We start from the raw sequence: 14,333 nt of genomic DNA, 5'->3' as shown, positions 1-14,333 counted from the left end.
ACCCAGTCCGCGTCGGTCTCCACGCGGTGGGTTCCCTCCTCGAGGTCCACCGTCGCGTCGCGGGGGACCGCCCGGCCGTCGAGAAGCACCTCGGCGCCACCGGCGGCGCGGACGGTCACCGTCATCTGCCGCGGGGCGGTGAAGACCCGCCGCACGGCGCCGGGGTCGGGGGTAAGGCGCTGGAAGAAGAAGGCCCGCACGCCCGGCGAGGTGTCCGGCACCTCGATCTCGCGGCTCACCCCGGCGGTGAGTTCGCTGATGCCGACGCGCTCGGTCAACTCCACGCGCACGGGCACCCCGGCGCCGACGCGCACCGTGCGCGGCACGCCTTCGCGCAGCGTGACGTCCAGGCGCCGGTCACCCGCGGTGACCTCGACGGTGGTGTCCCCGGTGGTAGTCACCGTCAGCTGGCCGTCCGGGTTCTCCGGGGTGACCTCGAGGAACTCGCCGGCCCCGCGGCCGGGGGCCGGCCACCAGGCGGTCTGCGGGTCGCCGTCGACGGCCGCGGTCGCCGAGCGCGCCGGGTCCGCCCCGCCGAAGCTCGTCGCGTCCGCCGCAGACGAGGAGGCGGCCACGTGCCCGCCGTGCTCGACCACGCGGGTGCGCGGGCCGGCCGAGGGGTAGTCGGACACCGGGTTGCGTACGTCCGAACCCTCGGCGGGCTCGGCGAGCGCGGCGGAGGTCGCGTCGCGGACCTCGCCGTAGTTGCGCGCGACCAGCTGCGGGGTGTCGGTGACCACCTCGGCGTCACCGGGCACCAGCCGGCGCACCGCCGGCCCGGCGGCGGCGTCGAGAAGCGGCAGGACCTCCCCGCCGCCGGCGACGCGCACCGGCTCGCCGTCGACCAGCCGCATGCCGGCGCCCGCGTCGAGGACGTGCACCTCGACCTCACCGAAGGTGTGCACCTCGCCGGGCAGGAGGTCGGCGACGGCGGCGGCGTCGTCGCGGGCGCGCGGGTCGTCGAGGTCGTGGCGCACCAGCACCGCACCGACCCCGAAGGACTCCAGCGCCCGTGCGGCGGCCCCGGGGTCGGCACGCAGCGCGGCGTCAAGCCCGTCGAGGCCGCGGATGGCCTCCGGGTCGACCAGCGGGACCGCGTCGCGCACCGCCCAGGGGTTCTCGGCCAGCGGCTGGACGGGCTCGTCGCGCGTCCAGCCCCACTCCTGGCGGGCGAAGGGGCTGGGCGGGTAGATCAGCGTGCGCGTCTCCAGGGTGTCCAGGAAGGCGGCGGCCTGCGGCCAGTAGTCGGGCACCTCTTCGTAGGCGCCGCGCGGCAGGAGCCGCCCGGACAGCGCCGGCGCGGCCGAGGCGGCCAGCAGCCCGGCGATGAGCACCAGTGCGGCGACGCGCTGCGGAGCGAGCCCCCGCAGACTGCGCAGCCCCCGCCCGGCGGCGAGCCGCTCGACCAGGAAAGCCACGCCCACGGCCAGCGGCAGGCGCACCAGGGGGTCGAACTTGTGCAGGTTGCGCAACGGGGCCAGCGCCCCGTCGAGGAGCCCGACCCACCAGTCACCCAGCGGCCCGTGGCCGAGTCCCAGCATCACCAGCCCGCAGGCGAGCATCACCAGCCACGGGGCGCGCACCTTCCCGCGCGCGCAGCGCAGCCCGATCAGCCCCGCGGCGGCCACCGCGAGGGTGACCACCACGAAGACGGGCTCGCTGACCAGCGCGAAGCCGGCGCGGCGTTCGGTGTCGACGAAGGGGGTCCAGCTGGTGGTCCCGCGCAGGATCTCCGCCGGGTTGAGCCAGCGGGTGGTCACCCCGGCCGACTCGATGAAGTCGGTGAACGGCGGCGCGTAGCGCCCGAGCACCAGCAGCGGAACCAGCCACCAGAGGCTCACCAGCACCGAACCCGCCGCCCACGTCGCCGCGGTGGCGCCCAGACGGCGACGCGACGCGGCGTCGTCAATAGGGCGCCACAACAGCACCACCGCGCCGGGCACGCAGGCGGCCAGTGTCGCGGTGGCGTTGACCGCGCCCATCAGCGCGACCGGCACGGCGGCGGCAGCGCCCGCGCGCCAACCGGGCCGGCCGAGCAGCGCGAAGACGACCCAGGGGGCGAGCATGACCGGCCAGGTCTCCGAGGAGATCGCGGTCAGCGTGGTCAGCACGCGCGGGGCGGCGATGAAGGCCACGGCGCCGGCGACCTGGGCGGGTGTGCCGCGCACGCCGATGCGGCGCAGCAGGGCGAGCATGCCGGAGTAGCCGACGGCGAGCACGAGCAGCCACCAGGCGCGCTGGGCGAGCCACGCGGGAAACGGGTCGGTCAGCCAGAAGAAGAGGCCCTGCGGGAAGAGGTAGCCGTAGGCCTGGTTCTGCAGCTGGCCGAGGGTGAAGGTGTCCGTCCACGCGGTCAGCGCGCGGGCGAGGAAGCCGCCGGGGTCGACGGTGAGGTCGTGTTTGGTGTCGGCGGCGGTCAGCCCGGGCTGCTGGAGCGCCACGAGCACGGCGAGGACCAGCCAGCCGATCACATGCGCGCGCCAGGGGCCGGGCAGGGCGTGCCGCGGGCGCGTCAGGGCCTGTGAGGCCATCGCGTCAGTCGCGCGAGCCGTACTCCGGTCCGCCGAGCAGCGCGTTGTCCGCGGTCACGGCCTCGCCCTGGGGGACCGAGTCGGCGCCGGTGAACATGGCGACGCCCATCACGGCGACCACCCCGAGGGCGACGCCGACGACCGCGCTCGCCAGCGCGGGACCGACGGAGCGGCGGTTGAGGGAGTCGGATTCGAGGGCCATGCCCGCAACCTTAGCAGCGCGGGCGGGCCACCCCGGCGTACTCGGCCTACTCGGCCTGGTCGTCGTCCGCGTCGTCCTCCTCGGGCGGGACGACAAACAGCGGCACCTCGGAGTTCTTCAGCAGCGCGTCGGTCACGGAGGTCTGCCACAGCGCGCGCAGCCCGCTGATCCCGCGCGCGCCAGCGACGATGACGTCGGGGCGCAGCTCAGCGGCGGCGTCCAGGATCGCCGACCACGTCGAGGTCGCCGACTCGACGAGGTGGGCCCGGGCGTGCAGGCCGAGCTCCTCGGCGAGCGCCACCCCGGCGCGGCAGGTGTCGCGGGCGTGGCCGTAGGCGGGGTCGTCGGCCTCGGCGGTGTCCGGCCAGTCGCCCTGGTGGTTGCCGGTCATCGAGCTGGCGCGGGCGGCCTGGCGGTACATCGGCTCCCAGGCGGTGATGATCTCCACGTGCCGCGGCGCGAGCAGTCGCGCGGCGTAGGTCAGCGCCCGGCGCGACTCGTCCGAGCCGTCGAAGGCGATGAGCATGGTGGTTTCTGCGGGGCCGGGGTTCACGGTCATCCTCCCGAGGTCGGATAGCTTTCCGGGGTCCGCCCGTGTGCGTGCACGGACGCTTGTGCCGCCAGTCTACGTCCCGGCGGGGTAGGTTCGGGACCGTTCCGCCACCCGTCCCCGCCCCGCCGAGAGGAGCCGCCGTGCCCGGCCGCCGCGTGCCCGCCGTCGTCGCCGCCCTGGCGTGCACGCTGCTCACCGCGTGTTCCTCCGCCCCGATTTCCGACGTCCCGTCCGCCCCCTCGTCTGCCACTTCTACGACGTCGGCGCCTGCGTCGACGGCCTCCGCTGACGCGGAGGCCGCGGAGGTCGACGCCGAGGCGCGCCGGCTGGCGGCCTCGTTGATGGTCGTCGGGGTGACCGACTACGAGTCGGCGCGGGCCGCGCTTTCGGCCGGGGCCGGCGGCATCTTCGTGGTCAACTGGTCGGACCCGGGGCTCTTGACCGAACCGGGCCGCGACATCCACGCCCTGCGCGCCGAGTTCGGCGGGGACTTCGAGGTCTCCATCGACTTCGAGGGCGGGCGCGTGCAGCGCCACTCCGACGTCCTCGGCGGCATCCCCGCCCCGCGCGAGCTGGCCGCCGCCGGGCCGGCCGAGGTCCGCCGTGTCGCCTTCGAGCTGGGCACCCGGCTGCGCGCCCGCGGCATCGACACCGACTACGCCCCGCTCGTCGACGTCGACACCGCCGGGCTGGACATCATCGGCGACCGCTCCTTCGGCACCGACCCCGCCGCGGCCGCCGCCGGTGCGCAGGCGTTCGCCGCGGGGCTGACCGACGCCGGGGTGCGCCCCGTCTACAAGCACTTCCCCGGCCACGGCGCGGCCAGCGGCGACACCCACGAGGGACCCGCGGTCACCCCGCCGCTGGACGAGCTGGCGCACCTGGACCTGGCCGCCTTCGGCCCGGCCGTGGCCGCCGCCCCGCCCGGCACCGGGGTCATGGTCGGGCACCTCAGCGTGCCGGGGCTGACCTCGGGGGAGACCCCCGCCAGCCTCGACCCGGCGGCCTACCGGCTGCTGCGCTCGGGCGCCTACCCGGGCGGGGTGCCCTTCGAGGGCCCGATCTACACCGACGACCTGTCCGGCATGGCGGCCGTCTCCGAGCGCGCCACCCCGCCGCAGGCGGCCGCCCGCGCCCTGGCCGCCGGCGCGGACCGGGTGCTGTGGTCCTCCGGGGAGGGCCTCGACGAGGCGGTCGATCTGGTCGCCGCGGCCGTCGCCGACGGCGAGATCCCGCTCGAGCAGCTGCGCGCGGCGGCGGCCCGCGGCTGAAGATCCGCGGGTGCACGGTGTGACCTCCGGGTACGCGGGTCGCTAGGGTTGAGCGCGTGGCAGACTCGTATTCCCCGGACGATCATGTGCGCGACGACCGCGACGACTCCGGTTCCGGCCGCTGGATGAAGGTCAGCGCCGGCGTGCTCGTCGGTCTCTTCCTCATCGCCGCGATCGTCTACGTCGCCGACTACCTGGCGAACCGCGACAACGTGCCCCGCGGCGCGACCGTCGGTGGGGTGGCCATCGGCGGCATGAGCCAGGACGAGGCGCGCCGCACGCTCGAGAGCGAGCTCGGCGGGCTGGCCGTGCGCCCGGTGACGGTGCACGCCGGGGAGATGAAGGAGCGCTTCACCCCCGCCGAGGCCGGCGTGGGCCCCGACTGGGCCGCCACCGTCGCCGCCGCCGGCGAGCAGTCCGCCAACCCGCTGACCCGCCTGCGCGGGCTGTTCACCTCCTACGAGGTCGACATCGTCAGCGAGGTCGACGACGCGAAGTTCCAGCCCGCGCTGCGCCGCGCGGTCACCGGACTGACCCGCGAGCCGGTCGACGGCCGGGTCAACGTGGACAAGGGCCGGGTCAACGTCGACGAGCCGGTCAACGGCCAGGAGGTCGACCGCGAGCAGCTGCGCGAGGCCATGGTCACCGGCTGGGCCGACCCCGAGGGCGTCGAGGTGCCCGCGGAGGTGCACGGTCCGGCCATCGGCGAGGACGCCGTGCGCGCCGCCGCCGACGGCCCGGCGGCCAAGGCCGTCTCGGCGCCGGTGACCGCCCACGGGCGCGAGGAGATCGACGGCGTGCTGCCCGTCGAGCGCATGGGCGAGGTGGTCACTTTCCGCCCCGAGGGCGACCGCCTGGTCGAGGACGTCAACGTCGAGGCCGCCCGCGGCATCCTCGCCGAGGGCCTGGCCGAGAGCGAGCAACCGCAGCGCAACGCGCAGATCCGCTTCGTCGGCGACAGTCGTGACATCACCCCGCACTCGGACGGCGTCTCGGTGGACTGGGACGCCACCCTCGAGGGGCTGCCCGGGCGCATCACCGGCGACGAGGACCGCGAGTTCGACGCGGTCTACAAGGACGAGCCGGCCACCTTCACCACCGAGATGGCGGAGAAGGCGACCTTCGACGACGTCGTCGGCGAGTTCACCACCGGCGGCTTCTCCGACACCTCCGGGCAGAACATCCGCCGGGTCGCCGCCCAGGTCGACGGCGCGATCGTCGCCCCGGGCGACACCTTCTCGCTCAACGGCTACACCGGCCCGCGCGGCACCGCGCAGGGCTACGTCGAGGGCGGCATCATCATCGACGGCCGCGCCGGCAAGGCCGTCGGCGGCGGCATCTCCCAGTTCGCCACCACCCTCTACAACGCCGCCTACTTCGCCGGCATGGAGGACGTGGCGCACACCCCGCACAGCTACTACATCTCCCGCTACCCGGCCGGCCGCGAGGCCACCGTCTACGAGGGCGCGATCGACCTGGTCTTCCGCAACACCAGCCAGTACCCGGTGCGCATCGAGACCTCCGTCGGCGGCGACAGCGTGACCGTGCGGCTCAAGGGCGTCAAGCAGGTCGACGTCGAGTCGGTCAACGGCGGCCGGTGGGCGCAGACCAGTCCGCACGAGCAGCAGGTCTCCGGCTCGGACTGCTCGCCGTCCTCGGGCGCGCCGGGCTTCACCACCTCGGACACCCGCATCATCCGCGACCTGTTCGGCAACGAGATCTCGCGCGAGACCCAGACGACGGTCTACGACCCGCAGCCGATCGTTCGCTGCAGCTAGCGTAAGGGGCGCACACAGGACCCCGACGCCGGGGAGCGTCGGGGAGACAAACGGGGAGCACCGGGGAGATAAACGGGGAGCACCGGGGAGTGCTCCCCGTTTAGTTGGGTGGGGGAGACCTGCGTCGGTGCATGGTGGTCGGTATCGTTACCGCACAGCGCCGCCTCACGGGGCGGGCCTTAACTGACGTAGGAATCAACGAGGAACCAACATGTCTCAGCACTACGACCTCTACGCCTCTCTCGGGCTGAACCGGGAGGCCAGCTGCGAGGAGCTCGGCGCCCAGCTCAGCGCGCGCCTGGAGACCCTCCGCCAGGAGGGTGCCGGGCCGGACTCGCCGCAGGTCGACGAGGTCTCCACGGCCCGCGCCATTTTCTCCGACCCGCAGCTGCGTCACATCCACGACGCCCGCCTGGACGACCCGGAGGCCACGCCCATCGACATCCCGGCGCTGCACGAGCTCGCCGCCTCGGGCGTCGGCTCCCAGGACGAGTCGGACGAGTCCGCCGGTTCCACGGCCGTCCCGGTCTCCGAGGCGGAGACCACGAAGGTGCGCGTCGACGAGGCCCCCGCGGACAAGCCGGGTGCACACGCCGAGCCGGAGGTCAAGGACCACGAGGCCCCGCGCCTGGGCGAGCAGCCCGAGGGTGCGGCCCACAAGGCCGATGAGGACAAGGCTCACGAGGGCCACCAGAACCACGAGGTCCCGCAGTTCGCGCAGCCGGGTCAGCCTGGTCAGGCCGGCCCGCAGGGCCCGCAGAACCAGCAGGCCCCGAACTTCCAGCAGCCCGGTCAGCCGGGCCAGCAGGGCCCGCAGCCCCAGCAGCAGAACCAGCAGCCGCAGCAGCCCCCGAAGCCGCCGAAGCAGTACAAGGTCCGCGACGCCGACGAGCCCGCCTCCACCTTCAAGGCGCGGCTGGCCCAGCTGCCCACGCTGCCGAAGGCCCTCGTCTTCACGGCGCTGGGCGGATTCGTGGTCTTCCTGCTCGGTATCTTTATCCTGCCGGTCATCGTTTACGCCGCCTTTGACTCCGGTGAGTCGGACGCCCTCGGTATCTCGGACGCGTTCACCGGGGGTGCTGTTCTGGCTGCGATTCCCGTTTCCTTTGCCCTCTGCTTCGGGCTCTGCCTCCACGCGCTGGCGCTGATCCTGATGGTGATGCGTGGACGCAGTGAACTGAACAACTGGGCGCTCATCGCGTCGACGGCCCCCATCGTCCTCGGTTCCCTGATGGCGATCTTCTCGATCAACCTTGAGATGTCGTGGACGGCCATCTTCGCGCTCCTCTACGCGATTGCGCTGATCGTCATGCTGGCCATGCCCGATACCCGCGCCTGGTTCCAGGGCAAGATCCGCGAGGAGATCCCGCAGCCGCAGTTCCAGCAGCCGCAGAACCAGTTCCAGGCTCCGCAGGGTCAGTTCGGCCCGCAGCAGCCGCAGCCGAACCAGTTCCAGCAGCCGCAGCCGGGCCAGTTCCCGCAGTCGGGTCCGTTCCAGCAGCCTCAGCAGGGTCAGTTCCCGCAGGGCCCGCAGGGGCCGCAGTTCGGTCAGCCGGGCCCGTTCGGTCAGCCGCAGCAGCCGCAGCCGGGCCAGTTCCCGCAGTCGGGTCCGTTCCAGCAGCCCCAGCAGGGCCAGTTCCCGCAGGGCCCGCAATTCGGCCAGCCGCAGCCGGGTCAGTTCCCGCAGGGGCCGCAGGGCCAGCAGAACCCGGGCTCCGCTGAGAACCGCTGACTGAATCCCATGAATGAAGGCCGGACCACGATCACGTGGTCCGGCCTTTCCGCTTACGAGCACCAGGATTACCCGTGACTGGATACAGAAGGACCGGACACAGAAGGACCGGACGCGGTAGGACCGCACGCAGCAGATGGAAGGCGTACGCCGCCGCGGCGGGCCTCGGACTCGCGTTGGGGGTCCCGGTCTGGTTCCGGGTGCCCTGGTCGCCGTTGCGGGCGCGGTTCTCCCGCGACGTCGCGGCGATGCAGGTGCGCGCCGCCGCGGCCGGACCGGGAGGCACCTTCACCGAGGCCGACTTCGCCGGTCTGCCGCCGGCCGTCCGGGAGTTCGTGGCCCGCGCCGGTTTCCCCGGTACCCCGAGGATGAACCACATGCGGATCCGCTTCACGGACGTGGCGTTCTCCCGGGGACCCGCCACGTCGCCGATGCGGATCGACTACACCCAGTACAACAGCGCCCTGGAGCCCGAGCGGCTGGCGCTGATCGAGTCCGGCATGTTCTCGGTCCCGTTCGAGGGCTACGACTACTACGCGGCGGGCACGGGCGGCATGCACGGCGTGCTGGGCAAGGCGGTCACGCTCTTCGACCAGCGCGGCTCCGAGATGGACCAGGCCTGCCTGGCGACCTACCTCGCCGAGAGCCTCTTCCTGCCCGCCTCCCTGCTGACCGGGAAGATCACCTTCGAGCACGTCGACGCCCACCGCGTCGCCGCCTCCGTCAGCCACGGCGGCGCGCACGTCTCGGGCGAGTTCAGGTTCACCGGGGACTTCGAGATGGCCGAGTTCACCACGCGGGACCGCGCCGTCGCCAGGCCCGACGGCACCATGGAGTACGTCCCCTGGACGGCCCGCGCTTCCGGCTACGCCGTCCGCGCGGACGGGCTGCGGCTGCCCACGCGCCTGCAGGCGGTGTGGGAGTACCCGGACGCCCCGCTGGTCTACTTCGACGGCGCGATCGGCGAGATAGCCTACGGGTGAGCAGACCCGCGGCGCCCACCCCCGAACCACACGAAACCCCTGAACCGGAGGCCCGGTCCAGCGGTTTCTCTTGGAGCCGATGACGGGAATCGAACCCGCGTATTCAGCTTGGGAAGCTGATGTTCTGCCATTGAACTACATCGGCACTGGCGTACACCTTAACACCGTGGCGACCCCTCGGGGAAACCCGGTCGCTACCATGAGGGACGTGCTTCTCTCCGACCATGACATCCGCTCCGCGATCGAGTCCGGGGACCTGGGCATCGAGCCCTTCGACCCGGAGCTGATCCAGCCGTCCAGCGTTGACGTGCGTCTCGACAGGTTCTTCCGGGTATTCAACAACTCCCGCTACACCCACATCGACCCCAAGCGGAGGATGTCGGAGCTGACCACCCCGGTCGAGGTGGCCGAGGGCGACTCCTTCGTGCTCCACCCCGGCGAGTTCGTGCTCGCCTCCACCCTCGAGTGCTTCACGCTGCCGCCGTACCTGGCCGGCCGCCTCGAGGGCAAGTCCTCGCTGGGCCGCCTCGGCCTGCTGACCCACTCCACGGCCGGCTTCATCGACCCGGGCTTCTCCGGCTTCATCACCCTGGAGCTGTCCAACGTGGCCAACCTGCCGATCGTGCTCTACCCGGGCATGAAGGTCGGCCAGCTGGCGATCTTCAAGATGTCCTCGCCGGCCGAGGTGCCCTACGGCTCCGCCGAGCTGGGCTCGAAGTACCAGAACCAGCGCGGCCCGACGCCCTCGAAGTACTACCTCAACTTCGACTGACCCCGGCCCCACCCGCGCCCCACCCGCGCCCCGCTCGCGCTGCGGCCCGGCGGGGGAGGGGGTAGACATGACTGTCATGAAGATGACTGTCATCGGTACCGGTTATCTCGGGGCGACCCACGCGGCGTGCATGGCCGAGCTCGGCCACGACGTCCTCGGCGTCGACGTCGACCCCGCCAAGATTGAGGCGCTCAGCGCCGGGCGCGTCCCCTTCTTCGAGCCTGGCCTGCCCGAGGTCCTCGAGCGCACCATGGCGGCCGGTCGGCTGCGCTTCACCACGGACTACGCCGAGGCCGCCGAGCACGCCACCGTGCACTTCCTGGCGGTGGGCACCCCGCAGCAGCGCGGCAGCTACGCCGCGGACCTGACCTACGTCCACGCGGTGCTCGACGGCCTGGTGCCGCGCCTGGAGGGCCGCCACCTGGTGCTCGGCAAGTCGACCGTGCCCGTGGGCACCGCCGTCGAGCTGCAGGAGCGCGTCGACGCCCTGGCCGCCGAGTCCGGCAGGGGCGCCGAGGTCGAGATCGCCTGGAACCCGGAGTTCCTCCGCGAGGGCTACGCCGTCAAGGACACCATCACCCCGGACCGCATCGTCGTCGGCCACCGCACCGACCGCCCGAGCACCGCCGTGGAGACCGCCCGCGAGATCTACGCCCGCCCGCTGGACGCCGGCACCCCGTTCTTCGAGATGAACCTGCCGACCGCCGAGCTGGTCAAGGTCTCCGCGAACGCCTTTCTGGCCACCAAGATCAGCTTCATCAACGCCGTCTCGGAGATCTGCGAGGCCACCGGCGCCGACGTGACCCGCCTGGCCGACGCCATCGGCGTCGACGACCGCATCGGCCGGAAGTTCCTCGGCGCGGGTCTCGGCTTCGGCGGCGGCTGCCTGCCCAAGGACATCCGCGCCTTCATGGCCCGCGCCGGCGAGCTCGGCGTGGACCAGGCCCTGACCTTCCTGCGCGAGGTCGACGCGATCAACCAGCGCCGCCGCGAGCGCGTCGTCGAGCTGACCCGCGAGCTGACCGGCGGGCGGCTCATCGGCCGCCGCGTGTGCGTGCTGGGCGCGGCCTTCAAGCCGAACTCCGACGACGTGCGCGACTCCCCGGCGCTCAACGTCGCCGGTTCCCTCTCCCTGGCCGGCGCCTCCGTGAGCGTCTACGACCCGCAGGCCATGGCGAACGCCGCCCGCGTCTTCCCCACACTCGGCTACGCCGGCAGCGTCGAGGAAGCCCTGCAGGGCGCCGAGGTCGTCGTGCTGGCCACCGAGTGGCGCCAGTTCCGCGACCTCGACCCCGCGACCACCGGCGAGCTCGTCGACGAGCGCGTGATCATCGACGCCCGCAACGTGCTCGACGCCGACGCGTGGCGTGCCGAGGGCTGGACCGTCGCCGCCCTGGGTCGTGCGTTGAATTGACGACGCCCCCGCGCAAGCCGGCCGGGATGAGCTTCGAGACGTTCGTGGAGCGACGCATCCGGGAGGCGCAGGAGCGCGGTGACTTCGACGACCTGCCCGGCGCGGGCAAGCCGTTGCCCGTGCGCCGCGGGCCGGACACCTGGCTGAGCCGGCGCCTGGCCGCCGAGGACGTCGACCGCGAGGCGCTGCTGCCGCCGGCGCTGCGGCTGCGCAAGGAGCGCGAGCGCCTGGCGGGCAAGGCCCGCTCCTGTGCCACCGAGGCCGAGGTCCGCGAGCTGGCCTCCGGCTTCAACCGTCAGGTCGCCGAGGTGATCCGGCAGGGCATCGGCGACGGGCCCAACCTGCCCGTGCACACGGTCGACGTCGACGAACTGCTCGCCGAGTGGCGCGCGGCGCACCCGCCCGCGCCGCGGGTGCGCGCCGACGGCGAGGGGCGCGACGTCGTCAATCGAAGCCGACGCAGGCGCCGGTGGTGGCTGTGGTGGCGGCGCTGAGCTGCTGGACCGCCGGCTACTGCCGGGCCTCGCCCGGCAGGTAGGTGATGCCGCGCTCGTCGAGGATGCCCTTCAGGCGCGTCGGGTAGTCGGTGATGATGCCGTCGACGCCGAGGTCGATCATCTTCTGCATGTCGGAGGCCTCGTTGACCGTCCAGGGGATCACCGGCAGGCCGGAGGCGTGGGCGCGGGCGATGAGGTCCTCGTCGACGAGCTCGTAGTCAGGGGAGAGAACCCCGGCGTTGAGCTGGGCGGCGGCCTGGGTGATGTCGCCGTCGACGGCGTCGTAGTCGACGTCGCCGGTCCACACGGAGTCCGGCTTCCAGGTGGTGTCGTCCCAGAGCACGACGGTCATCAGCTTCGGCTCGGCCTCGTGGACCAGCGGCAGGGAGCGCCAGTCGAAGGACTGGACGGTCGCGCGGTCGACCACGTCACGCTCCTGGAGTACCGGCACGATCGCGTCGACGAACTCCTGCGGGCTGGCGGACTTCTCCGGCTCCTCGGCCTCGATCTTGGTCTCGATGTTGAAGCGGACCTCGGGCTCGCCGGCGGCGACGTCGAAGACGTCCTCGAGGCGGATCAGGGAGTTGGCGTGCGGGTGCTCGGCGTCGGGGAAGTCCTCGAGCTGCTTGTTGCAGTTGAGGGTCTGCAGCTGCTCGTAGGTCAGCTCGTGGACGAGCTTGCCCACGTAGGGGAACTGCTCGTCGCCCTCGGTGACCGGCTGGGTGTCCTCGCACTTCTCGGGGTCGATCTCCGGGTCGTGCCAGACGACGGGCACCCCGTCGGCGGAGACGACCACGTCGAGCTCCAGGGTGGTCACCCCGGCCATGAGCGCCTCGGAGAAGGCGCCTGAGGAGTTCTCCGTCCACTCGCCGCGCCCGCCGCGGTGGGCCTGCAGGTCGAAGGTGTCGCCGAGCATCTCGCCGGCGCCGACCAGGCTCGCCTCCTGCGAGCCGGTGGTCGACTCGGCGTCCTCGCCGTCGCCCGAGCAGCCGGACAGGGCCAAGGAGCAGGCCGCCAGGACGGCGGCGGTGGTACGCACGGCGCGGGTGGTGCTCGTGGTGCTCGTGGCGCGGGTGACGCGGGGCAGGAAGCGGGACATTCTCTGGCCTTTCGGGGGTGCGGGGTGGCCGCGCTCGGCGACGGGAGGTTCCGCGGTCACGATAACCCCGCCCGCGCCGCCGCGCAGCCGTCGCGGGCCGGGCGGCGGGCCCGGGCCGCCCCGCGGCTACTGTTTGTAGCTCGCCAGGAAGTTGCCCAGCCGCTCGATGGCGGCGTCGAGCTCGGAGACCCACGGCAGCATGACCACGCGGAAGTGGTCCGGGGTCGGCCAGTTGAAGCCGGTGCCCTGGACCAGCAGGATCTTCTCGCGGCGCAGCAGGTCCAGCATCAGCTGGGTGTCATCGTGGATGTCGTAGACCTCGAGGTCCAGCTTCGGGAAGGCGTAGAGCGCGCCGCGCGGCTTGACGCAGCTGACGCCCGGGATCGCGTTGAGCTTCTCGTAGGTCACGTCGCGCTGGCGGGTCAGCCGGCCCATCTCGCTGGTCAGGTCGTAGATGGACTGGCGCCCGCCGAGGGCGACCTGGATGGCGTGCTGGGCCGGCACGTTCGGGCACAGGCGGGTGCCGGCGAGCAGCTCGAGGCCCTCGATGAAGCCGGCCGCGTGGTCCTTCGGGCCGGTGAGCACCATCCAGCCGGAGCGGTAGCCGGCCACGCGGTAGGCCTTGGACAGGCCGTTGAAGGTGATGGTCAGAAGGTCCGGGGCCAGCGTGGCGATCGAGATGTGCTGCGCGTCGTCGTAGAGGATGCGGTCGTAGATCTCGTCGGCGAGGATGAGCAGGTCGTACTCGCGGGCGACCTGGACGATCTTCTCCAGGATCTCCTTCGAGTAGACCGCGCCGGTCGGGTTGTTCGGGTTGATCACCACGATGGCCTTGGTCTTCTCGTTGACCTTGGCGCGGATGTCCTCGATGGAGGGGTTCCAGTCGTCCTCCTCGTCGCAGAGGTAGTGGACGGCCTTGCCGCCGGCCAGCGTGGTCGCCGCGGTCCACAGCGGGTAGTCCGGCATCGGGATCAGTACCTCGTCGCCGTCGTTGAGCAGCGCCTGGGTGACCATGGTGATCAGCTCGGAGACGCCGTTGCCCAGGAAGACGTCGTCGACGTCGAAGTGCGGGAAGCCGTCGATGACCTCGTAGCGGGTCACGATGGCGCGGCGCGCCGGGATGATGCCCTTGGAGTTGGAGTAGCCCTGGGAGGTCGGCAGCGCGGCGATCATGTCGCGCACGATGACGTCCGGGGCCTCGAAGCCGAAGAGCGCCGGGTTGCCGGTGTTGAGCTTGAGGATGCGGTGGCCCTCCTGCTCGAGCCGCTCGGCCTCGGCGGCGATCGGCCCGCGGATCTCGTAGAGGACGTCCTTGAGCTTCTCCGACTGGTCGAACTCGCGCCGCGGCCGACGCCGCCGGGTGGGCTTCGCGGCCTGGGTGGGCTGCGTGCTCTCGGCGGTCGTGTTCTTCTGCTTCTTGTTAGTCACGGAACCTATCGTGCCACGTGACGACGCCCGCGCGGGAGCCGGTCGCGGCATTTCTTGCGGTTCGCGTCACTTC

At 72.4% G+C, this 14,333-nt stretch carries 11 protein-coding genes, 1 tRNA gene and 1 pseudogene; 7 read left to right on the top strand and 6 right to left on the bottom strand.

All coding sequences use genetic code 11. The features are described 5' to 3' along the window. Positions 1–671 precede the first annotated feature (671 nt). From QQA02_RS11710 to QQA02_RS05210, 3 genes and pseudogenes are all read right to left on the bottom strand, one after another. Positions 672–2,531: pseudogene (locus tag QQA02_RS11710) on the bottom strand (alpha-(1->3)-arabinofuranosyltransferase domain-containing protein); the annotation flags it as partial. Positions 2,532–2,535: 4 nt separating this feature from the next. Next, positions 2,536–2,733, bottom strand: a complete 198-nt coding sequence (locus tag QQA02_RS05215) for a DUF2613 domain-containing protein (protein ID WP_075664637.1) — start codon at positions 2,731–2,733, stop codon at positions 2,536–2,538. 46 nt (positions 2,734–2,779) lie between these two features. Next, positions 2,780–3,292 carry a universal stress protein gene (locus QQA02_RS05210; protein ID WP_284863508.1) on the bottom strand — a complete coding sequence of 171 codons (513 nt, stop codon included), beginning with the start codon at positions 3,290–3,292 and terminating at the stop codon, positions 2,780–2,782. A 134-nt stretch (positions 3,293–3,426) separates the two neighbouring features. On the opposite strand from QQA02_RS05210, the gene QQA02_RS05205 reads away from it, so the two are divergent. From QQA02_RS05205 to QQA02_RS05190, 4 genes are all read left to right on the top strand, one after another. Further along, a complete protein-coding gene (locus QQA02_RS05205; RefSeq protein ID WP_284773678.1) occupies positions 3,427–4,557 on the top strand; it encodes a glycoside hydrolase family 3 N-terminal domain-containing protein in 1,131 nt (376 codons plus the stop codon). A 125-nt stretch (positions 4,558–4,682) separates the two neighbouring features. Further along, a complete protein-coding gene (locus QQA02_RS05200; protein ID WP_284773729.1) occupies positions 4,683–6,335 on the top strand; it encodes a VanW family protein in 1,653 nt (550 codons plus the stop codon). A 211-nt stretch (positions 6,336–6,546) separates the two neighbouring features. Further along, complete coding sequence (locus tag QQA02_RS05195; RefSeq protein ID WP_284773679.1) at positions 6,547–8,067, top strand: hypothetical protein; 1,521 nt, start codon at positions 6,547–6,549, stop codon at positions 8,065–8,067. Between the two features lie 176 nt (positions 8,068–8,243). Beyond that, a complete protein-coding gene (locus tag QQA02_RS05190) occupies positions 8,244–9,050 on the top strand; it encodes a DUF6544 family protein (RefSeq protein WP_284773680.1) in 807 nt (268 codons plus the stop codon). A gap of 71 nt (positions 9,051–9,121) precedes the next feature. On the opposite strand, the gene QQA02_RS05185 is transcribed toward QQA02_RS05190, so the two are convergent. Next, positions 9,122–9,195 (bottom strand) — tRNA-Gly (locus QQA02_RS05185). Positions 9,196–9,258: 63 nt separating this feature from the next. Here QQA02_RS05185 and dcd point away from each other — a divergent pair. The 3 genes from dcd (at position 9,259) to QQA02_RS05170 (ending at position 11,730) form a co-directional block, all read left to right on the top strand. Beyond that, positions 9,259–9,822 (top strand): dCTP deaminase, encoded by a 564-nt coding sequence (gene dcd / locus QQA02_RS05180; protein WP_284773681.1) that lies wholly within the window; start codon positions 9,259–9,261, stop codon positions 9,820–9,822. 76 nt (positions 9,823–9,898) lie between these two features. Continuing rightward, the gene (locus QQA02_RS05175; protein ID WP_284863534.1) at positions 9,899–11,236 is read left to right on the top strand and encodes a UDP-glucose dehydrogenase family protein; all 1,338 of its coding nucleotides are present in this window, start codon (positions 9,899–9,901) and stop codon (positions 11,234–11,236) included. A gap of 26 nt (positions 11,237–11,262) precedes the next feature. Continuing rightward, positions 11,263–11,730, top strand: coding sequence for a DnaJ family domain-containing protein (locus tag QQA02_RS05170; RefSeq protein ID WP_284863505.1), 468 nt, complete (start codon positions 11,263–11,265; stop codon positions 11,728–11,730). Between the two features lie 16 nt (positions 11,731–11,746). Here QQA02_RS05170 and QQA02_RS05165 read toward each other — a convergent pair whose 3' ends face one another. Together QQA02_RS05165 and QQA02_RS05160 are read right to left on the bottom strand one after the other, a co-directional pair. Next, the gene (locus QQA02_RS05165) at positions 11,747–12,832 is read right to left on the bottom strand and encodes a glycerophosphodiester phosphodiesterase family protein (RefSeq protein ID WP_284863504.1); all 1,086 of its coding nucleotides are present in this window, start codon (positions 12,830–12,832) and stop codon (positions 11,747–11,749) included. A 126-nt stretch (positions 12,833–12,958) separates the two neighbouring features. Next, the gene (locus tag QQA02_RS05160; protein WP_284773684.1) at positions 12,959–14,260 is read right to left on the bottom strand and encodes a pyridoxal phosphate-dependent aminotransferase; all 1,302 of its coding nucleotides are present in this window, start codon (positions 14,258–14,260) and stop codon (positions 12,959–12,961) included. Between the last annotated feature and the right edge of the window lie 73 nt (positions 14,261–14,333).

The sequence above is a fragment of the Corynebacterium sp. MSK006 genome (genome assembly GCF_030232385.1).
In the GTDB taxonomy this organism is placed as follows: domain Bacteria; phylum Actinomycetota; class Actinomycetes; order Mycobacteriales; family Mycobacteriaceae; genus Corynebacterium; species Corynebacterium frankenforstense_A.
The sequence above is the reverse complement of the archived record's forward strand: the minus strand, read 5'-3'. Positions and strand labels throughout refer to the sequence as shown.